Origin of the sequence: Stutzerimonas stutzeri, from assembly GCF_024448935.1 — a bacterium.
In the GTDB taxonomy this organism is placed as follows: domain Bacteria; phylum Pseudomonadota; class Gammaproteobacteria; order Pseudomonadales; family Pseudomonadaceae; genus Stutzerimonas; species Stutzerimonas stutzeri_AO.
The window spans coordinates 1-23,529 of record NZ_JAMOIE010000080.1 but is presented as its reverse complement, the minus strand read 5'-3'; the positions used below and the strand labels follow the sequence as shown (position 1 = coordinate 23,529).

22 protein-coding genes, 1 tRNA gene and 5 pseudogenes are annotated in these 23,529 nt (G+C 61.7%); 13 read left to right on the top strand and 15 right to left on the bottom strand.

The features are described from left to right. Positions 1–146, bottom strand: a pseudogene (locus tag NA637_RS19240) (IS5/IS1182 family transposase); the annotation flags it as partial. A 110-nt stretch (positions 147–256) separates the two neighbouring features. Next, complete coding sequence (locus tag NA637_RS19235) at positions 257–724, bottom strand: DUF1289 domain-containing protein (protein WP_256074013.1); 468 nt, start codon at positions 722–724, stop codon at positions 257–259. Between the two features lie 403 nt (positions 725–1,127). Here NA637_RS19235 and acnB point away from each other — a divergent pair, with 403 nt between their 5' ends. From acnB to NA637_RS19205, 6 genes and pseudogenes are all read left to right on the top strand, one after another. Beyond that, on the top strand, positions 1,128–3,737 hold the full coding sequence (gene acnB / locus NA637_RS19230) for a bifunctional aconitate hydratase 2/2-methylisocitrate dehydratase (RefSeq protein WP_256074011.1): 2,610 nt from the start codon (positions 1,128–1,130) through the stop codon (positions 3,735–3,737). Between the two features lie 273 nt (positions 3,738–4,010). Next, positions 4,011–5,636: an ABC-F family ATPase gene (locus NA637_RS19225; RefSeq protein ID WP_256074009.1), complete on the top strand. Its 1,626-nt coding sequence runs from the start codon at positions 4,011–4,013 to the stop codon at positions 5,634–5,636. 13 nt (positions 5,637–5,649) lie between these two features. Further along, positions 5,650–5,832: a hypothetical protein gene (locus NA637_RS19220; RefSeq protein WP_256074007.1), complete on the top strand. Its 183-nt coding sequence runs from the start codon at positions 5,650–5,652 to the stop codon at positions 5,830–5,832. A gap of 21 nt (positions 5,833–5,853) precedes the next feature. Next, positions 5,854–6,057 carry a hypothetical protein gene (locus NA637_RS19215; RefSeq protein ID WP_256074005.1) on the top strand — a complete coding sequence of 68 codons (204 nt, stop codon included), beginning with the start codon at positions 5,854–5,856 and terminating at the stop codon, positions 6,055–6,057. Next, positions 6,054–7,520, top strand: a pseudogene (locus NA637_RS19210) (ATP-binding cassette domain-containing protein). Before NA637_RS19215 ends, NA637_RS19210 begins: the two are co-directional and overlap by 4 nt. A gap of 186 nt (positions 7,521–7,706) precedes the next feature. Further along, complete coding sequence (locus NA637_RS19205) at positions 7,707–9,392, top strand: long-chain fatty acid--CoA ligase (RefSeq protein ID WP_256074003.1); 1,686 nt, start codon at positions 7,707–7,709, stop codon at positions 9,390–9,392. A gap of 55 nt (positions 9,393–9,447) precedes the next feature. Here NA637_RS19205 and NA637_RS19200 read toward each other — a convergent pair whose 3' ends face one another. From NA637_RS19200 to NA637_RS19175, 6 genes and pseudogenes are all read right to left on the bottom strand, one after another. After that, on the bottom strand, positions 9,448–9,912 hold the full coding sequence (locus tag NA637_RS19200; RefSeq protein WP_256074001.1) for an acyl-CoA thioesterase: 465 nt from the start codon (positions 9,910–9,912) through the stop codon (positions 9,448–9,450). Positions 9,913–10,488: 576 nt separating this feature from the next. Beyond that, positions 10,489–11,268 (bottom strand): SDR family NAD(P)-dependent oxidoreductase, encoded by a 780-nt coding sequence (locus tag NA637_RS19195; protein WP_256073999.1) that lies wholly within the window; start codon positions 11,266–11,268, stop codon positions 10,489–10,491. Then, positions 11,268–12,452, bottom strand: coding sequence for an acetyl-CoA C-acyltransferase (locus tag NA637_RS19190; RefSeq protein ID WP_256073997.1), 1,185 nt, complete (start codon positions 12,450–12,452; stop codon positions 11,268–11,270). The genes NA637_RS19195 and NA637_RS19190 overlap by 1 nt, the downstream gene beginning before the upstream one ends. Positions 12,453–12,567: 115 nt before the next feature. Continuing rightward, positions 12,568–13,875, bottom strand: a pseudogene (locus tag NA637_RS19185) (3-hydroxyacyl-CoA dehydrogenase NAD-binding domain-containing protein); the annotation flags it as partial. Between the two features lie 145 nt (positions 13,876–14,020). Then, the gene (locus tag NA637_RS19180) at positions 14,021–14,410 is read right to left on the bottom strand and encodes an acyl-CoA dehydrogenase C-terminal domain-containing protein (RefSeq protein WP_256074015.1); all 390 of its coding nucleotides are present in this window, start codon (positions 14,408–14,410) and stop codon (positions 14,021–14,023) included. A 69-nt stretch (positions 14,411–14,479) separates the two neighbouring features. Then, positions 14,480–14,839, bottom strand: coding sequence for an acyl-CoA dehydrogenase family protein (locus NA637_RS19175; protein WP_256073995.1), 360 nt, complete (start codon positions 14,837–14,839; stop codon positions 14,480–14,482). A gap of 30 nt (positions 14,840–14,869) precedes the next feature. Here NA637_RS19175 and NA637_RS25555 point away from each other — a divergent pair, with 30 nt between their 5' ends. Together NA637_RS25555 and NA637_RS19165 are read left to right on the top strand one after the other, a co-directional pair. Continuing rightward, positions 14,870–15,091 (top strand): type II toxin-antitoxin system RelE/ParE family toxin, encoded by a 222-nt coding sequence (locus tag NA637_RS25555; RefSeq protein WP_256073981.1) that lies wholly within the window; start codon positions 14,870–14,872, stop codon positions 15,089–15,091. A 13-nt stretch (positions 15,092–15,104) separates the two neighbouring features. Next, positions 15,105–15,410: a HigA family addiction module antitoxin gene (locus NA637_RS19165; RefSeq protein WP_256073977.1), complete on the top strand. Its 306-nt coding sequence runs from the start codon at positions 15,105–15,107 to the stop codon at positions 15,408–15,410. 72 nt (positions 15,411–15,482) lie between these two features. Here NA637_RS19165 and NA637_RS19160 read toward each other — a convergent pair. After that, positions 15,483–15,559: transfer RNA gene (locus NA637_RS19160), tRNA-Met, on the bottom strand. A 144-nt stretch (positions 15,560–15,703) separates the two neighbouring features. Between NA637_RS19160 and NA637_RS19155 the strand changes: the two are divergent. From NA637_RS19155 to NA637_RS19145, 3 genes and pseudogenes are all read left to right on the top strand, one after another. Then, positions 15,704–16,071, top strand: a pseudogene (locus NA637_RS19155) (LysR substrate-binding domain-containing protein); the annotation flags it as partial. 70 nt (positions 16,072–16,141) lie between these two features. Continuing rightward, positions 16,142–16,336 carry a hypothetical protein gene (locus tag NA637_RS19150; RefSeq protein ID WP_256073964.1) on the top strand — a complete coding sequence of 65 codons (195 nt, stop codon included), beginning with the start codon at positions 16,142–16,144 and terminating at the stop codon, positions 16,334–16,336. A 359-nt stretch (positions 16,337–16,695) separates the two neighbouring features. Next, positions 16,696–17,811 (top strand): metallophosphoesterase, encoded by a 1,116-nt coding sequence (locus NA637_RS19145; RefSeq protein WP_256073962.1) that lies wholly within the window; start codon positions 16,696–16,698, stop codon positions 17,809–17,811. An 8-nt stretch (positions 17,812–17,819) separates the two neighbouring features. Here NA637_RS19145 and NA637_RS19140 read toward each other — a convergent pair whose 3' ends face one another. The 5 genes from NA637_RS19140 to NA637_RS19120 form a co-directional block, all read right to left on the bottom strand. Continuing rightward, the gene (locus NA637_RS19140; protein ID WP_256073959.1) at positions 17,820–18,518 is read right to left on the bottom strand and encodes a DNA-3-methyladenine glycosylase; all 699 of its coding nucleotides are present in this window, start codon (positions 18,516–18,518) and stop codon (positions 17,820–17,822) included. Positions 18,519–18,607: 89 nt separating this feature from the next. Next, on the bottom strand, positions 18,608–18,916 hold the full coding sequence (locus NA637_RS19135) for a hypothetical protein (protein WP_256073957.1): 309 nt from the start codon (positions 18,914–18,916) through the stop codon (positions 18,608–18,610). Positions 18,917–18,946: 30 nt separating this feature from the next. Beyond that, on the bottom strand, positions 18,947–19,429 hold the full coding sequence (locus tag NA637_RS19130; protein ID WP_256073955.1) for a DUF6789 family protein: 483 nt from the start codon (positions 19,427–19,429) through the stop codon (positions 18,947–18,949). A 25-nt stretch (positions 19,430–19,454) separates the two neighbouring features. After that, positions 19,455–20,285 carry a DUF6969 family protein gene (locus NA637_RS19125; protein ID WP_256073953.1) on the bottom strand — a complete coding sequence of 277 codons (831 nt, stop codon included), beginning with the start codon at positions 20,283–20,285 and terminating at the stop codon, positions 19,455–19,457. 58 nt (positions 20,286–20,343) lie between these two features. Continuing rightward, a complete protein-coding gene (locus tag NA637_RS19120; protein WP_256073951.1) occupies positions 20,344–20,769 on the bottom strand; it encodes a c-type cytochrome in 426 nt (141 codons plus the stop codon). On the opposite strand from NA637_RS19120, the gene NA637_RS19115 reads away from it, so the two are divergent. Together NA637_RS19115 and NA637_RS19110 are read left to right on the top strand one after the other, a co-directional pair. Continuing rightward, the gene (locus NA637_RS19115) at positions 20,741–21,043 is read left to right on the top strand and encodes a hypothetical protein (protein WP_256074017.1); all 303 of its coding nucleotides are present in this window, start codon (positions 20,741–20,743) and stop codon (positions 21,041–21,043) included. The two genes, NA637_RS19120 and NA637_RS19115, sit on opposite strands and share 29 nt — an antisense overlap. Positions 21,044–21,358: 315 nt before the next feature. Further along, complete coding sequence (locus NA637_RS19110; protein ID WP_256073949.1) at positions 21,359–22,750, top strand: sodium:solute symporter; 1,392 nt, start codon at positions 21,359–21,361, stop codon at positions 22,748–22,750. Positions 22,751–22,797: 47 nt separating this feature from the next. On the opposite strand, the pseudogene NA637_RS19105 reads toward NA637_RS19110, so the two are convergent. After that, positions 22,798–23,529 (bottom strand): annotated as a pseudogene (locus tag NA637_RS19105) (hypothetical protein); the annotation flags it as partial.

Sequence of the window (23,529 nt, the reverse complement as noted above, 5' to 3'; positions counted from 1 at the left end):
AGCAGCCTCGACCGGAGGTAGGCGCTGCTGCCACGCCCGGCATAGGCCTTCTCCAGCTCGCTGAGCTCAAGCCCGCCGACCACCTCAACGATAACGCGAGCCCAGTGACGCTCCGCCAGCCGGTTGTCGATGGAAGGTGGCAGCAGCTAGCTGGTCTGGCGATCAACTGGGCGGAAATGGTTGATGCTGGCCCTCACTGAGGGCCGGCCAGCATGAGCGCAGAAAACAGAACACAAGGGGAAAGCCCGACAGGCTGCTAGCGAGCCATGTCCGGAACAAATCGAGGGGCGATATAACGCTGGTAATGGGCTTCGGAAAGGAGAAAGAACTCCCGGTCGATCGCATCGCGAAGCTCAGGCAAAGACCAATCACGAAACTCCGGCAGCAGCACGACGCCATAGGCTTCGAGCTGCTGAATCACGCGCGCGCCGCGTGCAATCAGTTGATAGGCCCAACAGTAGGGTGACTGGTCGGCAACGAAGCGGATCTGTCGGCTTTTCAGCTGCGAATGCAACAGTGGCGCATCGAAAACCTCCAGCTTTGCCGCCATCACTTGCGCTAGCAATACCTCCAGGCGCTGCCAGACCGAGCGCTTGACCTCTTCGCTATAGCCGTTCCAGCTCACCACTTCATGGTGGAACCGTTTGCATCCGCGGCAGACGAGATCGCCGTAAACGGTGGAGCAAAGGCCTACGCAAGGGGTTTTGATTCGCTGATTGGACATGACGGACGATGAATCGAAGAATAGTGCCGCATCTTAGACTTTTGTCCAGGTCGGGTCACTGACCAATCCGGATCACGCCCTCAAAAGAGAGTTTGCAGCCCATAGACTACGGGCCTCAGCCGGAACCGCAACATGTCCGTTAGCGGCCTCGCCATCGCTGCTCCTTGGCGTTTCGCTTAACTTTTCGGGCACGTTCCAGTAGAATCGGCCCGCCGTTTTAGGCGCCATAATCCGCAAGAAGCTGTTTTCAAAGCGTCACGAGCACAGTTGACCGGCTACTTTCCGGGTGCGCAGATCCCTCTAACCTGCGTACCCGGCACCAAACCCGGCGTAAAACTTTGAAAACAGCTTCCGGATGCGCGTCCCGAGACACCCATGGGACCAATGATGAGGGTATAAAACTGTGCTTGAAGCCTATCGCAAACACGTAGAAGAGCGTGCCGCTCAGGGCGTCGTGCCCCAGCCGCTGAACGCCGAGCAGACCGCAGGCTTGGTCGAACTCCTGAAAAACCCGCCAGCTGGCGAAGAACAATTCCTCCTCGACCTGATCACCAATCGCGTTCCCGCGGGCGTGGACGAAGCCGCCTATGTCAAGGCCGGATTCCTCGCCGCCATCGCCAAGGGCGAAGCCACCTCTCCGCTGATCAGCAAGCAGCACGCTGTTGAACTGCTGGGCACCATGCAAGGGGGTTATAACATCGTCACGCTGGTCGACCTGCTGGACGACCCGGAACTCTCCGACATTACCGCCAAAGAGCTGAAGCACACCCTGCTGATGTTCGACGCCTTCCACGACGTCGCCGAGAAAGCCAAGGCTGGCAACGCCAACGCCAAAGCCGTCCTGCAGTCCTGGGCTGAAGGCGAGTGGTTCAAGAACCGCGCCCCGGTTGCCGAAAAAGTCACCCTGACCGTATTCAAGGTCACCGGCGAAACCAACACCGACGACCTGTCGCCGGCGCCGGACGCCTGGTCGCGCCCGGACATCCCGCTGCACGCTCTGGCCATGCTGAAAATGGCTCGCGACGGCATCAATCCTGACGTTCCGGGTTCGGTTGGTCCGCTCAAGCAGATGGAAGAGCTGAAGACCAAGGGCTTCCCGGTCGCCTATGTCGGCGACGTGGTCGGTACCGGTTCTTCGCGTAAGTCCGCGACCAACTCGGTGCTGTGGTTCTTCGGCGACGACATCCCGAATGTACCGAACAAGCGTGCCGGCGGTTTCTGCTTCGGCACCAAGATCGCGCCGATCTTCTACAACACCATGGAAGATGCCGGCGCCCTGCCCATCGAATTCGATTGCTCCGATCTGGCCATGGGCGATGTGATCGACGTTTATCCGTACAAGGGTGAAGTGCGCCGTCATGGCAGCAACGAGCTGGTCATCACCTTCCAGTTGAAGACCGATGTCCTGCTCGACGAAGTTCGCGCTGGCGGTCGTATTCCGCTGATCATCGGTCGCGGTCTGACCGAAAAGGCACGTGCCGAGCTGGGCATGGGCCCGTCGGACCTGTTCAAGAAGCCAGAAGCCCCCGCCGAGAGCAACAAGGGCTTTACCTTGGCACAGAAGATGGTCGGTCGCGCCTGCGGTCTGCCGGAAGACAAAGGCGTCCGTCCGGGCACCTATTGCGAACCGAAGATGACCACCGTCGGCTCCCAGGACACCACTGGCCCGATGACCCGCGACGAGTTGAAAGACCTGGCCTGCCTGGGCTTCTCCGCCGATCTGGTCATGCAGTCGTTCTGCCACACCGCCGCTTATCCGAAGCCGATCGACGTCACCACCCACCACACCCTGCCGGACTTCATCATGACCCGCGGCGGCGTTTCCTTGCGTCCGGGCGACGGCATCATCCACAGCTGGTTGAACCGCATGCTGCTGCCGGACACTGTCGGTACCGGCGGTGATTCGCACACTCGCTTTCCGATGGGCATCTCCTTCCCGGCCGGTTCCGGCCTGGTCGCCTTCGCCGCAGCCACTGGCGTCATGCCGCTGGACATGCCGGAGTCGGTACTGGTTCGTTTCAAGGGCAAGATGCAGCCTGGCATCACGCTGCGTGACCTGGTGCATGCGATTCCCTACTACGCCATCCAGAAAGGTCTGCTGACCGTCGAGAAGAAGGGCAAGAAGAACATCTTCTCCGGCCGTATTCTCGAAATCGAAGGCCTGAACGAGCTGACCGTCGAGCAGGCTTTCGAGCTGTCCGATGCGTCCGCCGAGCGCTCTGCTGCCGGTTGCACCATCAAGCTGCCGGAAGCTGCAATCGCTGAGTACCTGCAGTCGAACATTACCCTGCTGCGCTGGATGATCAGTGAAGGTTACGGTGATGCTCGTACGCTGGAGCGTCGCGCTCAGGCCATGGAAGCCTGGCTGGCCAACCCGCAGCTGCTGGCTGCCGATGCGGATGCCGAGTACGCCGAGATCATCGAAATCGACCTGTCCGAAGTCACTGAGCCGGTTCTCTGTGCGCCAAACGACCCAGACGATGCTCGCCTGCTCTCCAGCGTACAGGGCGAGAAGATCGACGAGGTCTTCATCGGTTCGTGCATGACCAACATCGGTCACTTCCGTGCCGCCGGCAAGCTGCTGGACAAGGTTGAAGGCTCGCTGCCGACCCGCCTGTGGCTTTCGCCGCCGACCAAGATGGACCAGCACCAGCTGACCGAGGAAGGCTACTACGGCATCTACGGCCGCGCCGGTGCGCGCCTGGAAATGCCGGGCTGCTCGCTGTGCATGGGTAACCAGGCTCGGGTCGAAACCGGTTCGACGGTGGTCTCCACCTCGACTCGCAACTTCCCCAACCGCCTGGGCGACGCGACCAACGTGTACCTGGCTTCTGCCGAACTGGCAGCAGTCGCCTCGATCCTGGGTCGCCTGCCGACCGTTGAGGAGTACATGGTCTACGCTGCTCAGATCGACACCATGGCGGCTGATGTCTACCGCTACCTGAGCTTCGATCAGATTGCCGAGTTCCGCGAGTCTGCGGCCAAAGCAAAGATCGACGTGGTCGCTGTCTGATGTTCTGACGCGTCACGCAGGCAAAACAAACGCCCCGACTGGTTCGGGGCGTTTGCATTTGCGGAGTGTCATGCAACTGCCGACAGACCTATGCGACAATGGCGCCCAATGTCTGGCATCAACTCCCGCATTTCTCCTAACAGCTCGCCATAATGCGCCGCGGCTGCCGCTACTGCCTGTCCGCCGGGTCACTTTAGACTCCGCTTCTAGCCGCAGTATCGCGCACCATTCAGCACCATCTGCAAGCTACAAGTTATTGATAGGTAATCCCCTTTGATTTCCACCGCTAACATCACCATGCAGTTCGGCGCCAAGCCGCTGTTCGAAAACGTTTCCGTCAAGTTCGGCAACGGCAATCGCTACGGTCTGATCGGCGCCAATGGGTCCGGCAAGTCGACCTTCATGAAAATTCTCGGTGGCGATTTGGAGCCATCGGCCGGCCAGGTCATGCTCGAACCTAACGTGCGCCTGGGGAAGCTGCGGCAGGATCAGTTTGCCTACGAAGACTTCAATGTCATCGACACGGTCATCATGGGTCACGAGGAACTGTGGAAGGTCAAGGCCGAACGCGAACGCATCTACTCGCTGCCGGAGATGAGCGAAGAAGACGGCATGGCCGTCGCCGAGCTGGAAACCGAGTTCGCCGAGATGGATGGCTATACCGCCGAGTCCCGCGCTGGTGAACTGCTGCTGGGCCTGGGTATTCCGCTGGATCAGCATTTCGGCCCGATGAGCGAAGTGGCACCCGGCTGGAAGCTCCGCGTGCTATTGGCGCAGGCGCTGTTTTCCGATCCGGAAGTGCTGCTGCTCGACGAGCCGACCAACCACCTGGACATTCACACCATCGGCTGGCTGGAAAATATACTCACGGCGCGCAACAGCACCATGATCATCATCTCCCACGACCGGCACTTCCTGAACAGTGTGTGCACGCACATGGCCGACCTGGATTACGGCGAGCTGCGCCTGTTCCCCGGTAACTACGATGAATACATGACCGCGGCCACTCAGTCTCGCGAACAGCTGCTGTCGGATAACGCCAAGAAGAAGGCGCAGATTGCCGAGCTGCAGACCTTCGTCAGCCGCTTCTCGGCGAACGCCTCGAAGGCCAAGCAGGCCACTTCACGCGCCAAGCAGATCGACAAAATCCAGCTGGCTGAAGTTAAACCATCCAGCCGCGTCAGCCCTTTCATCCGCTTCGAGCAGATCAAGAAACTGCATCGCCAGGCGGTAACCGTGGAAAACGTTGCCAAAGGCTTCGACGGCAAAACGTTGTTCAAGAACTTCAGTTTCACTGTCGAGGCCGGTGAGCGCGTCGCTATCATCGGCCCCAACGGCATTGGCAAGACGACCCTGTTGCGCACGCTGGTTGGCGAGCTGCAACCCGATGCCGGCGCGGTGAAATGGACCGAGAGCGCCGAGCTTGGCTATTACGCCCAGGATCATGCCGACAACTTCGAAGACGACATGTCGCTGTTCGACTGGATGGGCCAATGGACACAGGGCGGCGAACAGGTCGTGCGCGGCACCCTCGGCCGCATGCTGTTCTCCAACGACGAGATCCTGAAGTCGGTTCGGGTGATTTCCGGTGGCGAACAGGGCCGCATGCTGTTCGGCAAGCTGATCCTGAAGAAGCCCAACGTGCTGCTGATGGACGAACCGACCAACCACCTGGATATGGAATCGATCGAGGCGCTGAACCTGGCGCTGGAGAACTACCCGGGCACGCTGATCTTCGTCAGTCATGACCGGGAATTCGTTGGCTCTCTGGCGACCCGTATCATCGAGCTATCCGACTCGGGCGTGACCGACTTCAGCGGTACCTATGACGACTATTTGCGCAGTCTTGGCGTGCTCGCCGCCTGGGGCGCCAATTCGCCGGATAGAGGCGGTTTTTGATAGCCATCTACACATGCTCGGGCTCGTTCTGAAACACCACGCCGTAACGGCTCGTGAGCGCACTGATCGTGCTCGGCAGGCAGTGGTCGCCGGGGCGTTCGGCCTCGAAGCGATTCAGGGAGTTACCGGCCAGCAGGTGAGCCAGGACGAGGGATTGCTTGCTGAGCGAATGAGCGGAGTATTTTCCAATCCGTAAATGAGTCTGGGGGCTGGCCTGTTGGTCGGCCTTTTTTGTGTGCGTCATTTACGCCGCGGGCGGCGTTCCATCATCGGCCCGATCATCGGCGCCATCTTTCTGATCGGCGCCGGTGAGGTGCTGCGTCCGCTGGGCATGATCAGTCAGGCGCTCGTGGCGCTGCTGGCGCTGCTGTTCGCGCCCGACGGCTTCGTCGGTCTGTTTCGAAGCAGGAGAAGCAAATGAGCGTGCTCGAGGTCTCCAGCATCAGCAAGCGCTTCGGCGGCATGCGCGCCGTCAGCAACCTCAGCTTCACGGCGGACCGTGGCGAAATCGTCGGCCTGATCGGCCCCAACGGCTCCGGCAAGTCGACAACGCTGAGCCTGGTCATGGGCATCGTCCACCCGGACAGCGGCTCGATCCGCCTGCAGGGACAGGAGATCGCGGGTCACCGGACCCACCGGGTCGCCAAGGCCGGGGTCAGCATGGTGTTCCAGCATTCGCGCCCGCTGAAGCGGCAGTCGGTGCTGGAACACATCGAGCTCGCGCTGCTGCCCGATTCGCTGTTCGACCTGTTTCCGCATCCGTCGATCAAGCGGCAGGCCCGCGCCATCGCGGCCCGGGTCGGGCTCGAACGGGTACTGGACGAGCACCCGGGCTCGCTGTCGTTCGCGGACCTGCGCCGGCTGGAATTTGCCAAGGCCCTGGGACAGAACCCGAAGCTGCTGTTGCTCGACGAGCCCTTCGCCGGCTTGGCTCCCAGCGAGGTCCGCGAGCTATCGGAACTGGTGGTGTCCTTTCGCGAGGAGGGACACGCCATCGTGCTGGTCGACCACAACGTGAAGGCCGTCGCCGGGCTCGCCGATCGCGTGGTCGCCATGTACGTCGGCGAGAAGATCGCCGAGGGTCCACCGGAGGTGGTGACGGCCGATGCGCGGGTGCGCGAGGTCTATTTCGGTTCGTCGCTGGACGCCGGTCCGGCGCAGCCTCTGGGCGACGGGGCGTCCGCCGGCAAGCCGCTGCTGGAGGTCGACATCCGCAGCCTGCACTACGGCAAGGCGCGCGCCCTCGACGATGTGCGGCTGGAGGTGCGGGAGGGCGAATTCGTCTCGGTGGTCGGGCTGAACGGCGCCGGCAAGACCAGTCTGTTCAAGGCTATGCTGGGATTCGTCGACTACCAAGGGGACATCCTGTGGCAGGGTCGTTCATTGCGTGGCCAAACGTCCGCCGCGATAGTGCGTGGCGGTATTTCCCAATGCCCGGAGACTCGCGAGCTGTTTGCGTCGATGACGGTGCGGGAGAATCTGGAGATGGGAGGCTAGCGCCTCGATAAGGCGGCCTTGGGCCGCAATCTGCAAACTATCTTCGAGCTCTTTCCCATCCTGAGTCAACGTCAGCGTCAGCTGGCTTCCACGCTTTCCGGTGGCGAGCAGCAGATGCTGACGCTCGGACGAGCGCTGATGCAGAATCCGAAACTGCTGATCCTGGACGAGCCGACTCTAGGTCTGGCGCCGCTGGTGATTGAAACCATATCAGAGGCGTTAGAGAAACTGCGGAAAGAGCTGAATCTGACGATCTTGCTCGGAGAGCAGAACGTGACCTTCGCCCTCAAGCATTCGAACAGGATTTATCTGCTCGAGAACGGCCAATTGCCCTGGCAGGGCGGGGCGCAAGAATTCCGAGAGGAGGTTAGCGAGGCGTACCTGTAATCGAGATTATCATTTTGTTTAATGGAATTGTGTTCCATATTTGTTGACGCTCATCAACGAGCCATGACAGGTTCGAAATCGGGCAATCGCCAGGAAAACAGGGTGGCCTGTCGGTGACGCCGGCAGGGAAGCCAGTGGCTGTTGCGGTGGTCCGTATCATTCACAACGAACAGGAGATCGATCGCCATGTTCACCCGTCACTACGCTGTCTGGCCTGAGCAACTGCCCAAGCACCTGACGGTGCCCCAGACCAGCCTGTTCGCCAATCTGGAAATTTCCGCCCGGCGTTATCCCGACAAGGCGGCGATCATCTACTACGACACGGTGATCACGTATACCGAGTTGTTGCGGGAAGTCGAGGCGCTGGCCGGCTACTTGCAGCATCAGGGCGTCAAGAAGGGCGATCGCGTACTGCTGTACATGCAGAATGCGCCGCAATTTACCATCGCTTATTACGCCATCCTGCGCGCCGACGCCGTGGTGGTGCCGGTCAACCCGATGAACCATACCGCGGAGCTGGAGCACTACCTGAGCGACACCGGCGCTACGATCTGCATCTGCGGCCAGGAGCTGGCAGGGTTCATCGCGCCGCTCGCGGGCAAGGGCGGGCTTGATTGCGTCGTGGTGGCAGCCTATGGCGACTATGTGCGCCGGGCCACCGAGCTGACCCTGCCGGCGGAGGTCCAGGCGCCGGCCCAGCTCCCCGCGTTTGTCGGTGTCGTCGGCTGGCGCGAGGCGCTGGAATCCGGTCGCGTCCCCGGCGCGCATACCGCCGGCCCCGACGATCTCTGTGTGTTCCCGTACAGTTCCGGCACCACCGGGGCGCCCAAGGGTTGCATGCATACCCATCGCTCGGCCATGGCAACGACAGTGTTCCAGACGGTGTGGAATCAAGGCACCAGCGAAGCCGTAACGTTGGCGACTTTGCCGTATTTTCATGTGACCGGCATGCAGGGCGCGATGAACGGGCCGATCTACAGCGGGGCGACGGTGGTGATCATGACCCGCTGGGATCGCAATGTGGCAGCCGAACTCATCCATCGCCATGCCGTGACAAGCTGGGTCAACATCTCGACCATGGCCATGGATTTTCTCGCCAATCCCGAGGTGGAAAAGTACGACCTCTCCAGTCTCAAGGGCATCAGCGGCGGTGGGGCGGCCATGCCCAAGGCCGTCGAAGCGAAGCTGCGCCAGCTCACCGGGCTGCCTTACATCGAGGGCTATGGGCTGTCGGAAACCATCGCCGCCACCCATGTCAATCCGGTCGACGCGCCCAAGGCGCAGTGCCTGGGCATTCCCATCTTCGACGTGGATTGTCGGGTCATCGACATGGATACCCAGCTGGAGCAAGGCGTGGGGGAAATCGGCGAAATCGTCAGCCACGGGCCGCAGGTCTTCCAGGGCTACTGGAATCGCCCCGAGGAGACCGAGCGGGCCTTCATCGAGCTCGACGGCAAGCGCTTCTTTCGCACCGGCGACCTGGGCTACTACGACGAGGAGGGCTACTTCTTCATGGTCGACCGCCTCAAGCGGATGATCAACGCCTCGGGCTTCAAGGTCTGGCCCTCGGAGGTGGAGAACCTCATGTACCGCCATCCGGCGATCCAGGAGTGCTGCGTCATCTCCACGCCCGACCCGCGCCGCGGCGAGACGGTCAAGGCGTGCATCGTGCTGCGCGAAGGTCAGGCGGGCCAGGTCAGCGAGCAGGAGATCATCGACTGGTGCCGGGAGGAGATGGCCGCCTACAAGGTGCCGGCCTACGTCGAATTCAGGGGCACGCTGCCGCGCTCACCGACCGGCAAGCTCAAGTGGCGTGCACTGCAAGACGAGGAGTGGGCGAGCGACACGCAGGACGTGGATTCCATCGGATAATAACGCTCGAAGCCTGCTGCCGTAGGTCACTTTTCAGTCGGCGTTGATACCGAGCCTACATCCGGGCAGTTTCAGGCGCTTTGCGCAGGCCGGCGTGGTCAATAAACTCCCCCGCCCCACCCTGCTCCAGGGCCTGGCGCATGATGCCCGGAATGGTCATTTTTTCCACGGTTTCCGGATGCACAGCCACGCCGATCATCTCGCCGCTGGCCAGGAACTGCCCGGTAGCGGCGTTGCGGATAGCCATTGTGAGGGTGAACGAGGTATTGCCGATGTGGCTGGGTTCGACGGTAATTTCCAGCTGATCGCGGTAGCGGGCCGGCGCTTTCCATTCGATGGTCAGCTTGACCACCTGGTAGTCGAAGCCACCGTCGGGCAGCTGTTCCTGGTCGCAGATGTGATGCAGGAACTCGGTGGCGGCCAGATCAATATAATCGCCATAGCGGGCGTTAAAGACGACCTTCTGGGCGTCGCATTCGCCGTAACGAACTTGCAGGTAATATCGGAATGGCTGGTCCATGGGTACTCCCGTTCTTTGTTTTCAGTATGGGTATTCAGCTGGCTGAGGGCTCCCGCCTCACCGACCCGGGTTGAGCAAGATGACGGCGAGGCCTCAGGCAGATCCATCTACGGCCGAGCGCCGAAAGCGGGCTTGCCAGGTAGCGACAACAGCACGCGGTACGCATCCTCCTTCCAGCCACAGAGTAATCGCCAGCTTTCATGGGGATCAATCCTGTTCTGAGCGCCGAACATTTTTCAAATATTGGAAGGCAACACGATCCTGCCGTATGGATTGGCAGGGGAGGGCCACCGGGGTCGAAGAGCAGAGCAGGGCAATGTCCACACAGGGGTTTCCCGGGAACCTGGGAGGCCCGTCTCTCTCCTCCGAATGAAAAGGGTAAGGCATGGGGCTGCTTGCGGCGAAAGCCCCCGGTCCGGTGCTGTCGTGCCTGACGATACCGGAAGCGAATCACAGGCACTCAGGGGGTACGGTCTTCCCGGGTGCCGGGGCTGTTGTCTGAACGACCTGCCATGCCTTCCCTGGTTTGGTAAGGACCAGGATGAGCCGCTGGCCGCAGCGCGCGGCCAGTGGGTGTTACAGCGGGCTGACCACGTGGCCGCCGTCGACGGTTACCACGGAGCCGGTCATGAACTGCCCCGCGTCGCTTGCGAGCAGCAGCATGGCGCCGTTGAGCTCATCCAGCTGACCAAGACGGCGCATGGGTACGCCCTTGCGGATGAATTCCTGGCCCTGTTCCGTGTCGAAGAAATCCTCGTTGATCTCGGTGCGGAAGTAACCCGGAGCAATGGCGTTGACGCGGATGCTGTAACGGGCCAGCTCCATGCCAAGGGATTTGGTGAGCTGCACCACTGCCGCCTTCGAGGTGGCGTAGTGGCTCAGGCCCTTGCCTACCCGCAGCCCGAGGATGGATGCGATGTTGACGATGCTGCCGGGCTTGCCCGCTTCCGCCATACGCTGAGCCGCGCACTGGGCGACGCGCCACACGCCGTCGAGGTTGGTGCCCAGCATGAAGCGCCAGTCTTCCTCGCTGATCTCGAGGGCGCGGGCGGTACCGCCGACCCCGGCGTTATTCAGCAGCACATCCACCACACCGAAGGCTTCCTCGGCGGCGTCGAAGGCGGCCTCGACACTGTCGCGGCGGGTCACGTCCATGGCGACGGCCAGCACCTCGCCACCGTCGTTGCGGATGTCCTCCGCCAGCGGATTGAGTTTCTCCATGCGGCGGGCGCCGATCACGACCCGGGCACCCGCCTGGCTGCATACTTTGGCAAAATGAGCGCCAAGGCCACTGGACGCGCCAGTGATAATGACGGTTTTGCCTTTGAGTGAGAACGCATCAAGGGGATGGCTCATCACAGCACCTCGAACAGGCCGGCTGCACCCATGCCGCCGCCCACGCACATGGTGACGACCACATATTTCACGCCCTGGCGCTTGCCTTCCAGCAGGGCGTGGCCCACCATCCGAGCGCCGCTCATGCCGTAAGGGTGGCCGATGGAGATGGCGCCGCCGTTGACGTTCAGGCGATTATTGGGAATGCCCAGCTTGTCGCGGCAGTAGAGCACCTGCACGGCGAAGGCTTCGTTGAGCTCCCACAGGCCGATATCGTCCACTTTCAGGCCGTGCTGCTTGAGCAGCTTGGGCACGGCGTAGACCGGGCCGATGCCCATTTCTTCCGGCTTTAGGCCAGCCACGGCCATGCCGCGATAGACGCCCAGTGGCGCCAGGCCGCGCTGCTCGGCCAGCTTGGAGTTCATCAGCACGCAGGCGCTGGCGCCGTCGGACAGCTGGCTGGCGTTACCGGCCGTAATGCAGCCGCCGTCAATGACCGGGTTCAGGCTCTGCAGCCCATCCAGTGTAGTGGAGGGACGGTTGCCTTCGTCTTTATCGAGGGTGGCTTCTGTGTAGGTGACTTCCTTCGTCTCCTTGTTCATTACCGCCTTGATAGTGGTAACCGGCACGATCTCGTCGTCGAACAGGCCTTTCTCTTGGGCGGCGGCGGTGCGCTGCTGGGACTGAAGGGAATACTCGTCCTGGGCATCACGGCTGATGCCGTAGATCTTCGCCACGTGTTCGGCGGTCTCCAGCATGGGCATGTAGGCATGCTCAGCGTGCCGGATAACATTCTCGTCCTTTTCAGAGGCCATCCACTCGAAGTTCTTCTGCTGCACCCGGGAGATGTTCTCGTGGCCCGCACCGATGGCCACCTGCTGGCCGTCCACCATGATCTGCTTGGCGGCGGTGGCAATGGCCATCAAGCCAGAGGCGCACTGACGGTCCATGGTGGTGCCGCTGACGGTTTCCGGCAGGCCCGAGGCCAGCGCGGCCATGCGACCCAGGTTCCAGCCCGCGGTGCCGGAGGGCATGGCGGTACCCATCAACAGATCCTCGATTTCCGCCGGGTCGACTTTGGCGCGTTCAACGGCCGCCCTGATAGCGAAGGAGGCCATGGTGGGGGACTTGGTGTTATTGAACAGGCCCTTGAACGCCTTGCCGATGGGCGTACGGGCGGTAGATACGATAACTGCTTCTCTCACGTTCTTTTCCTCTTGGTCTTGAATCGTGGCTGATGCTGATTCTACCGGTGTCGTCCGGCTGCGGTAAAAGCAGGGTCAGACCCTGTTTTCCACGAAAACGGGTCCGACCCCGGCATCAGATTTTTTCGATCCGGTTCCTGCCTTGGGCGACCAGCTTTTCCAGCAGCGCTGCCGGCTCGAACCACATTTTGCCGTAGTCCCCCAGGGTGTCGCGATAGTGGCGGATGGTGCCGAGGATCTTTTCCAGTCCAATCTGTTCGGCGTAGTGCATGGGGCCGCCCAGCCACGCGGGGAATCCATAGCCGTGGATCCACACCAGGTCGATATCGCCGCTGCGCAGGGCAATCCCCTCATCAAGGATCTGGATGCCCTCGTTGATCAGCATGTACAGGCAGCGGTCGTGAATCTCGTCGTTGCCGATCCCCCGCCGCTCGATGCCCAGGTCAGCGGCGATCGACTCCGCCAGCTGGTTCACTTCCGGATCTTCTTTTTTCTCGCGGTCCTCATAGATGTAGAACCCCCGGCCGGTCTTCTGGCCGTAGCGGCCCAGATGGTAAAGCTCGTCGGCCAGTTTGCAGTACCCCGGGTCGTGGCCGATTTCGTTGCGGCGGGACTCTCGCACCAGGTAGCCCACGTCGATGCCCGCCAGGTCGTACATGGACAGTACACCCATGGCCAGTCCAGTGGCCGTCATGACGCCGTCTACCTGGGCCGGTGTGGCGCCTTCGAGAACGAGACGGTGGGCCTCACGGGCGTAGGGTTCGAGCATGCGGTTACCGATGAAGCCGAAGCAGACGCCGGACACCACCGCCACCTTGTGGATGGCTTTTGCCATATCGAGGCAGGTGGCCAATACGTCGTCGGCGGTATTCTCGCCGCGAACGATCTCCAGCAGCTTAATCACATTGGCCGGGCTGAAGAAGTGCAGGCCAATCACGTCCTGGGGGCGGCCGGTGGAGGCGGCAATCTCGTCAACGTCCAGGGTGGAGGTGTTGGAGGCGAGTATGGCGCCGGGCTTGCACACCTTTTCGAGGGTGCCGAATACCTGCTTCTTGACGTCCATGCTTTCGAATACGGCTTCGATCACCAGGTCGGCATCGCCCAGAACGTCGTAGCTGAGGGTGCCGGAGAGCAGGGCCATGCGCTGGTCCATGGCTTCCTGGCTGAGCCGGCCCTTGTTCACGGTGCGCTGATAGTTCTTGCGGATGATGTCCAGCCCCTTGTTCAGGGCCTCCTGCTTGAGTTCCAGCATGACCACGGGAATGCCGGCATTGGCGTAGTTCATGGCGATGCCACCGCCCATGGTGCCGGCACCGATAACAGCGACCTTTTTGATGGAGCGCAGCTGGATACCCGGACTGATGCCAGGGATGTTGTCGGCTTCCTTTTCGGCCTGCTTTACGTGGTCCAGGGCTTTCAGTTGTTCCGGGGTATAGTGGTCTTGGGGGCTGCTCATTTAGGTATGCTCCATTCTTTTTTTGAGTACGAATAGGTTGCTTCGGGGGAGGCGAGCGAACAGGTATCCGCTGTGAGCTGTTCTCCGGATCTGACCGATAAGCTCAGAAAAATCAGAACCAATCGTTCTGCATGTCCAGGTTGTCGCGGTTACCGGCGCTCAACAGCTGTGCGTAGCCGTCCAGCGGCGCCAGCTTCCAGTTCATGAAATACCGGGCCGCGTGGATCTTGCCCTGGTAGAACTGCTCTTCCGAGCCAGAGGCACCGGCGGCCAGGGCTTTCTCTGCTGCCATGGCCTGTTTGAGCCAGATCCAGCCCACCAACACCTTGCCGAACAGGTCCAGGTACATGGTTGCGTTGGACGGGCCGTGGTCCGGGTCGGCGGCCAGTTGCTGCTGGAGATCCGAGGTTACCGACTTCAGGATCTCCAGGGCTTGTGTCAGCTGGCTGGAGAGTTTACTGCAAGTATCCATGGCAGTGGCCTCCGCCAGGGTGGCCTGTATGCGACGCTGGAACTTCGCGTAGCCGTCGCCGCCCTTGGGGCCGAGTTTCCGACCCAGCAGGTCGATGCCCTAGATGCCCTCGGTGCCTTCGTGGATCGGGTTCAGGCGGTTGTCGCGGTACAGCTGCTCCAGCGGATATTCCCGGGTGTAGCCGGCACCGCCGAGAACCTGGATGCCCAGGTCGGAAGCGATCACCCCGTACTTGGACGGCCAGCTCTTGACCATGGGTGTGATCAGGTCCAGCAGCTCCGCTGCGGCCTTGCGCTCGCTGTCGTCGGCGGCGGTGTTGGCATCTTCCACCAGAGTGCTGGCGTAGAGGCACAGGGCCAGGCTGCCTTCAGCGTAGGCTTTCTGCATCAGCAGCATGCGGCGCGCGTCGGCGTGTTCGACCATCTTCACCTGGGGCGACTCGGGGTGCTTGTTGCTCACGGGCCGACCCTGGGTCCACTCTAGGACGTTGTGCGAGCCAGGAGGCTCCCGGCGTTGGGAAAACATCCTGAACGTATGCTCAATGCGGCAATGGAGCTGCGAGATCTACGTTCCCTAACGGGAAACAGATTGGAAGCATTGCAAGGCAATCGGGCAGGGCAACATAGCATCAGGATCAACGACCAATGGCGGACCTGCTTTGTCTGGACAGACGCAGGCCCTACGCAGATTGAAATCGTCGATTACCACTGAGGAGATGGCTACGTTGGCAATTAACGGCATGCGCCCCGTTCACCCTGGTGAAGTGCTGCGCGAAGAATTTCTAGAGCCGCTGGGCATGACTCCCGCTGCGCTTGCTCGTGCGCTACATGTGTCGGCCCCGACCATTAATGACATCGTGCGTGAGCGTCGCGGGATAACTGCTGATACCGCAATTCGCCTGGCCCGTTACTTCGATACATCCGCACAGTTCTGGATGAATCTGCAGTCGGACTACGCCCTGGCGACTACCTATGCGGCGACTGGCGAAGAGATCGAACATGAGATTGAGCCGCTGCGGGCTACTGGTTAACCGCGTAGGCGCGCTGTAGTCATTAAGGCACAACAAAAAAGGGCCTACCTTTCGGTAAGCCCTTGTTTTGTTTGGTGGCTACGCAGGGACTTGAACCCCGGACCCCAGCATTATGAATGCTATGCTCTAACCAACTGAGCTACGTAGCCAAGTGGCGCGCATTATTCTCGTCGCGCCTTTGGCTGTCAACCCTCCTACTATGATTTTTCGTCCGTCTATCAAATGCTTATGCTGCGCCCGCCGGCTGGCCTTGGCGTCTGCGCGGTGGCGCTTCCGTTCTGCTGTCGATCAGTCCCGCTCAGGTCGGAGACCTGGCGACCCACAGCCTGATCGGTTTTACCCAGCCGGAAAGCCTCAATCACTGGCCGCTGCGTCATCCCCTTGGCGAGACTTGGCCGATCGTGCCGAGCCTGTGGACATCGAGTGGCGAGACGGTGAGGCACTGGCGTTGGCCGGCCAAGGTATCGCCTGTTTGTAGGACTTCATGGCCGTGCGCGATCGCGCCGGGGGCGCACTGGCAGAGGCGCTGGCCGAGGCGAACGTCAGGATGCCGCAGCCGATCCATGCGGTGTACTACCGCAATACCGCGCTCGCCGCCCGTACCACCTGTTTTCTCGATTACCTGAGCGAGTGCCTGGGCGAGCAGGAGCGGGCACGCTAGGACGACCGGGCCGAACCATGTCAGCCCGGCCCTGCCTAACGCAGCAGGCACATCTTATGAGAAGACCATCATGCTCAGCATTACCCTCCCAAGCGATCCGCCGCTCTATCCCTGGCTGGCGGACGAGTCGCCACTGAACGACCTGGACGACGCCGAAAGCGATACCGAGCTCGACGACGGCGACACGCTGCCCGACGAGGTACTCGAAAATCTGGAGAAGGAGCCGCCGCCGCCGGATCCGATGCCTGACCCCGGCGTGATGTAGCACCTGACTCTGGCTGCGTCGAGCTGCGCGCTATGATCTGCAGCGGGCGCGGCCTGACGCCCGAGCGGTTGACCAATCCTGTGCGAACCGTCGGCTCGCAAGCTACCGGAACACGCTGACTGATCGTGCCCACGCCCCGCCTTGACCTTCAGTGGCGGCCGACTGCGGTTGCCGCATTGCTGCCAAAACCTCCCGCAGCCCTCACCGCTCCGTGACATCATCGGGCCGCGATGGGCGAGCGGCGGCGTGCCTCGGCGGTGCGTGCTGCAGATCGATCGAGCCCTACCTGGCCTTTTCCCACACCGAAACGCCGCCTGTTCAAGCAAGCGGCGTGCTCCCTTACTCGAGAGACGTAACGCATGAACAGGCGGTTATTGGTTGGTGTTTTGCTGATTGGCCTGCATGTATTCATTGGCGTCACGCTGGTTTCGGATCTCTCGCTCGGAATGCTCGGCACGGCTCTGGCGTGGGGCTATCTCGTGCTTTCGGCTGTACTGATGCGCTACGGCGTGCTGGTGCGAGGGGCGGGCAGTGCGCTGCTGGCGTGGTCCGGATTGCTGGCGATGGGGATCTTTTCCAGCCTGGCGATATTCGCATTGCTGCGGGCCTTTGCATTGGTGTTGGCTTCATTGCTGGGCTGGGAGTCGGCTGCAATTGCGCAGGGATCGGCGCTGGCGGTCGTCGTCGCGGTTGCAGCCGTTACCCTGTTAGGCGTGCTCAACGCCCGGCGCACGGCCCGGGCGGTCGAACGCGACATCACCTTGCGCAATCTACCCGCCGCGCTGGAAGGCTTCAGTATCGTGCAGCTCAGTGATATCCATGTAGGGCCGACAATCAAGCAGGGATATATCGATGCGATCATCAGGCGGGTCAATGGACTTTCTCCCGATCTGATCGTCATCACCGGCGATCTTGTGGACGGCAGCGTTGCCGATCTGGCCGATGACATTGCGCCGTTGGCTCAACTGAGCGCCCGTCATGGCACTTATGTGGTGACCGGCAATCACGAATACTACTCCGGTGCCGACAGCTGGATTGCCGAGTTCGAGCGGCTGGGTATGGCGTTGTTGCTCAATCGCCATGTTCAACTCGAACACGACGGTGCTCGCTTGGTATTGGCCGGCATTGCCGACTATTCGGCCGAGCTGTTCCGGCCCAGCCATCGAAGCGATCCGGTTGCGGCGTTTGCCGGCGCGCCCACCGACGTTTCGCGCATTCTGCTGGCGCACCAGCCGCGTTCGGCTAAGGCGGCAGTTGAGGCTGGCTGCGATCTGCAGTTGTCTGGCCATACCCACGGCGGGCAATTTTGGCCGTGGATGCATTTTGTGCACTGGCAGCAGCCGTGGGTGGCGGGGCTGCAGCGCGTTGGTGACATGCAGATCTATATCAGCCGTGGCACGGGTTACTGGGGACCGCCGCTGCGCTTCGGGGCGCCGTCGGAGATCACCCGGATTCGTCTGGTCACGGCTGTTTGAGTGATGAGCTAGCTCGCTAACAGCTCGCGGCGCAGTAGTACGTAGTCCTGACCCTCCTGTTGTCCACGGCGCATCGGATTGCGCGTGCAATGTGCGGCAAAGCCGGCATCGACAAATCGGTACGGCAGGTGCTCGTCACGACCGGCGGGAATGCCGAGGCGGGTGGTCTGGATGATATCCGGGCGCGCACCGATGTCATCCAAGCGCAGTTTGGTAGGGTCCATGCGCTGGGCATTCCACTCCGTTACCTTCAGCCCCAGCGCCTTGCATAGCAGCGTCTGGCCAGAACAGAGGCGGGTCAGGGGGCGTGGGCCTCCCGCGGCGGCGGGGCTGTTGGTGCGCATGCGTTCGATAGATTCTTCGCAGGACAGCGAATCGACCCAGGGATAGCCGGCCTTGATGCAAACCGCATTGCCGTCCCCCTGCACGCTGAAGTTCAGTGAGTCCCCGCCCCGCGAGTAATACAGATAGAGATGGCCGGCCGGCATGAACATGGCGCGCCGCGAGGAGCTGTGGCCGAGCGAAGAGTGACTGGCTTTCTCGTCGATGTAATAGGCCTCCGTCTCGATGATGCGCGCCGACAACCACAACCCGTCGACGCAGTGGCGAATTACGGTACCGAGCAATGCCTGAGCGACAATTTGCGCGTCCCGGTCGAAAAAGGCATCGTCGAGGTGCTGTAGCGGTGGTTCGGTGAGGCTGTTCATCAAGGCTCCGGCTTCGGCAGGTCTGCCTGTTCCGACCGCACAAGCGGGGCGAATATTCCGCGCTTGATCAACAGATTCCGTACCGGTCGTCAGCCGAATGTTTGAAAGCGGGCGCTTCCCTGATTTTTTTTACAACGACGACCTCCGACCTCGGAACACAAAAAAGCCTCGCGCGAGCGAGGCTTTTGAGGGTCGCAATCAATGAATGCCAATGCGGCAATTCCGCTTAAACGCTGATCATACGTTGTTTTCGCCCTTAATAAGGCGGCAAACGATGCGAGGCAGAACTCCCGCAGGCGCCAAGAGATGCTGCCGTCGCAGCCCGCCAGGGGGGCGCTACGGCGGTCGCCGATCAGTCCATGACGCTCGATGGGCAACTGCGTGTAGGTGCTCGACATGGCAGCGTTCCTCCGTTGGATAGCGCCAGCCTAGTGGTGCTCGGCCGGCCGCGCGGGCGAACGCGCCGCGTGGGCGGCGGCGAGCTTTCCATAAACCGCACCGAGGGCCGCCCCGAAGATCAGGTGAAGGACAAGGGTCATGATCGGTGCCATCAGGCCCAGGTTCATCCCGAACAGGCCCTGGCCGGTCATGGGCATCAGCAGGATCATCATGATCAACCAGCCGATCACCCCGAGCAGTACGGCGGACATCGTCGCGCTGCGGGTGGCGCGGCTCGCCAGCAGGGCGATGGCGATGCCATAGAGCACCGTGCCGATGAAGAAGTGCAGCAGCCAGCCAATGGCCGGGCCACTGCCCAGCATGCCGCTGAGCATGGCGATGACGTCCAGTTGCGGCATCAGGCCCATCATGGTCTTCATCAGCATCAGGACTGATAGCACCACGGTGGCGATGAAACCGGCAAGCAGTCCTTTGGGCATGTTGCGTTCATAAGCGGTGTGTGATGAGTTCATGGTTATCTCCTGCATGGTTGCTGGTTCAGCTTCCTGCGTGCGTGCTCAGCGTCCTGCCGCTCTTCCTGAGTCCGATAAGGTCATGCCCCGGCGGTTCCTGCCGTTGACGACTTTCCTGCCCGGCGGCTATCCGCGGCGCCGGCGCCTGCGCGAGTAGCGCCACCCAGCCGTCGACCGAAATGGGCAGATAGCCGGTGATTTCCAGCGCCCGATCTCCGAAGACATCGCGCTCCGGGTGTTGCGCCTGCCACGCGGCGATCACCTGGTCGCGGTGTGCGATCAGCGCCAGGATGTGCGGACGGAACAGCCGCAGCAGCGCGCTCAACCACAGGTTGGTCGGCCAGGAGGGGTAGGCGTGGTCGATGGCAAACCGCGGCAGCATCTGCTCGACCGCCTCGGCCGGAAACCAGCTTTCGCCCGTTACCCAGCGGTTGCAGGCGAACAGTCCGATGGGCTGCCCCCAGGCATCCATGGACACCGCAATGAGATGGGTGACGGACTGCACATCGGCTGGTACTGCCAATGTCTGCTGCAGGCTCGCCGGCACACCAGGCCCGCGGAGGAAGGTGTGGAAGTGGCCATGTTCCCCGGCGCCCTCGCGGTGTGCGTGGTAGTAGTACTGGGCGTGGCTGTCCCGGTCGTAGACGTCGTCGTCCGGGTAATGATTCATCTCGTAGAAACCTTCATGGCCACGCAGCAGCTCACCGACCACATTCAGCCCGGCCTTGGCGAGCGCTTGCTGGCAGCGCCGCACTTCCTGCGCTGCGTCCAGCAGGGCCGCACGTTCGATCGCGTCCATCGGCCAACTGGCCGGCGCCTCGATCGGGTAGTTGGGGAGGGCGCTGAAAGAGCTCATCACATCACTCCTGTTTGGAGGGGCGGCGGCTGCTTTGAGTGCCAGCCACCTGCTCCGTTTAGCGGGGGCTTTTCGCCGCACAAGGGTTCTTCGCCGCACAGGGGTTTGCCTTGGACGCGGTTGGCGTAAAGCCTGCCTGCAGGCTTTGCGTATAGGCGGTCAATGCAGCCAGCTTGCGCGAATCCCAAGGCAATGGTTCGGCGGCCATGGGGGCGACCATGCAGACCTGGATCATCTCGTCCAGATGGATCTGCGACATGCCGAACTGATCGGCGGCCATCTCGACCCGATGCGGGTAGGGCTCGGCGAAGCTGGCCGTGAACATCGCGCCGTCCTGATGGCAGCTCGCACAGGACATCCCGTTGCTGCTCAAGCTGGTGTCCTTGAACAACTGCTCGCCGTAACCGACCAGCTCCGCCTGCGCTGCCTTGTATGGTTTGTAGCCTGCCGGCCGCTTGACTGCCTTGGTGGCACAGGGACTCAACTTCGCAGCACAGGGATTTTTGGCAGCACAGGGATTTTTCGACGCACACGGATTCTTTGTGGCGCATGGATTCTCGCCTGCGCAGGGGTTTTTCGTTGCGCAGGGGCTCTTTCCGGCGCACGGGTTTTTCCCGGCGCAGGGGTTCTTGCCCGCACAGGGGTTGAGTGCGGCAGGTGCACAACGGCTACGGCAGGGCGCGCAGGGGTTTGCCAGCACCGGGCCGGCCAGCGATAACGCCAGCACGCTGGCGGAAAACATCGCGGCGAGGGAGTGATGACGTACCGGTAAACGGTCCGGGCAAAGGTGGGGGCGCATGGCGATTTCCTCTTGAATGATTGTTCTGGAAACGATTTCGGCGCCTGCGACCGGTGAGTCGGCAACAGACATTCCGTACTGTTCCGATGAACTCAAGGGGAGGGTGTTACAGCTGGAGCTGGGCGAGTTCTGTTTTTCGGGCAGGCACCAGCGGCTATAGCCAGGGCGCTACGATTTCGTTGTAACACTTCGCTGGCTTCGGTCTCCAACTGCCGAGCCGGTGGTCGCATGCATCAGGCGATCGCTGATAGACGAAGAAAAGGAAAACGAAACCATGGTGGCCAATGATCTGTTGGGGCTGTTCTTCTGGGGCTTTCTGCTCGCCTATGGCGCCGTGATGTTCGTGCTGACACCGCGAGCGGTAACCCTCGGTGGCTTCTTTCAGGGCGAGGATGGCAAGGGGCGGCAGGCAGCTCCCTGGCTGGTGACCACGAGCGTTTTCATCAGTTGGATATTCGCAAAATCGGTCACCAATGCCGCCAACCTGGGCGCGGAATACGGCTTGGTCGGCGGCCTGGCTTATGCGACGTACTGGCTGTCGATCCCCCTGGCCGGCTGGGTCATCTATCGGTTACGCCGTCATTTCGGCGCGACCGGCCTGGTCAGTTTTCTGCAGCAGCACTACGGCCGTGCGGCGGCGCTGGCTTTCAGCGCCGCGATCCTGATCCGGCTGTTCAACGAGGTCTGGAGCAACACCGCCGTGGTCGGTGGCTACTACGGTGCCACGGGCAGTCTGCCTTTCATCCTTGCAGCGTTGCTCTTTACCGCCGTGACCCTCGGCTACAGCCTGCGCGGCGGGCTGCGTAGCTCGATCCTCACCGATGCGGCCCAGGCGGCGATCTTTGTGATCGCTCTCGGCCTGGTACTTGGCCTGGTACTGCCCCGACATACAGCTGCCGAGCTCGCCAGTACCAGCCGCTGGGCGCTGGATGCCGGCGTGGACTTGCTGCTGGTGGCCGGCTTGCAGCTGTTCAGTTATCCCTTTCATGACCCGGTGTTGACTGACCGTGGCTTTATTACCGAAGAGCGGAGTATGCGTCGCTCGTTCTTCGCCGCGGGCCTGCTCGGCTTCGTAGCCATCCTGGCGTTCAGCCTGATCGGTGTGCATGCAAGCCTGGCCGGTGTGGCGAGCAGCAGTAACGTGCCCGCTGAGCTGGCCCGTTCGATGGGTGTGGTGGCCATGCTGGTGATGACCATCGTGATGGTTTCGGCGGCAGGCTCTACGCTCGATTCCACGTTTTCCAGCCTGGCAAAACTGGCCGGGCGTGAACTGCCGGCGCTTTCTGGCCGAGATTTCGGCCAGAAAGCCATCGCAGTCGGTATGGCGGTGATGGTGGTGTTTGCGGTACTCGGCAACTTGCCCATGCTGGCCGGTACGGACATTTTGAAAGCCACCACGATCAGCGGAACCATGGTGATCGGGATGGCACCGGTCTTTCTGCTGCATGGGCTGGTCCGGCCTACGTCGCTTGGTTTTCACCTCAGTTTCTGGACCGGGCTGGGGCTCGGTGTGGCACTGACGCTCGGTGCCATACCCGCTTCCTGGGCCATCGGCGATGGCAAGTACGCCCTGTTGCTCGGCACCAATCTGTACGGGCTGTTGCTATGTACCTTGGGTTATCTTGCTCCAGGGCTGTTGCCTGGCGACCGCCGAGGAGGGACCTGATCTCGGCGCGGGAACCACTCAGTGCGAGCGTCGCTTGAAGAGCAAGGTCAACAACCCCAGCCCTCCGGCAACCAACGCCAATTTCGCGCTGGGAGGAAGCGGCTGGCTGCGGCTTGCAAGGGGCCCAGGACTGGCTCCATCCACTGCCCCAGGCGCAGGTTGAGCGCCAATGGCGGCGCGCCCTTCATCAGGTCGTGCTGGGCGATCTCACCACCGCGTTCTGGGCCGCGCCAGCCGAAAGCCGTCGCGCCGAGCATGTGTGGTTTCTTGTCCAGGGAATGAGGCGCCATGCCGCGCCAGTCCTGCGCCTGCAAGGCCTGAAGGGCCTGCCAAAGGGTCGGTGCATGGGCAAACTCCCCGCGAAAGGCCACATAGCCGTCGCGGTCGATGACGAACACCGGGTTCGGCATTTCGTCGTAGGCCTTATGCGTTGTGCCATCGGTATCGTCGATCAGCATCGGCCAATCGATACCTTCTGCCTGACGCAGCCGCTCGGCCTGCGCGCGCTTTTGCATCATGCTCTCATGTGCAGGAAGCAATTCTCCCGGGTGAGCCTCGCGGATATAGACCATCGCCTGCTCGGCATCGCCTGACGAGAGGATCACCTCGGCACCGCTTAGCAGATCGGTGGTGACGATGTGCAGTGGCAGCACGGCCTCTTCGATACGCCGTATGGTCAAGGCGCGGCGGATAAGCCGCGTGAGTGCAACCGGTTGCAGCGGATGACTGCGATCGCGCAGCAATCCGGCCAGGCTGTCGCTCAGCGAGAAGGGAAAGAC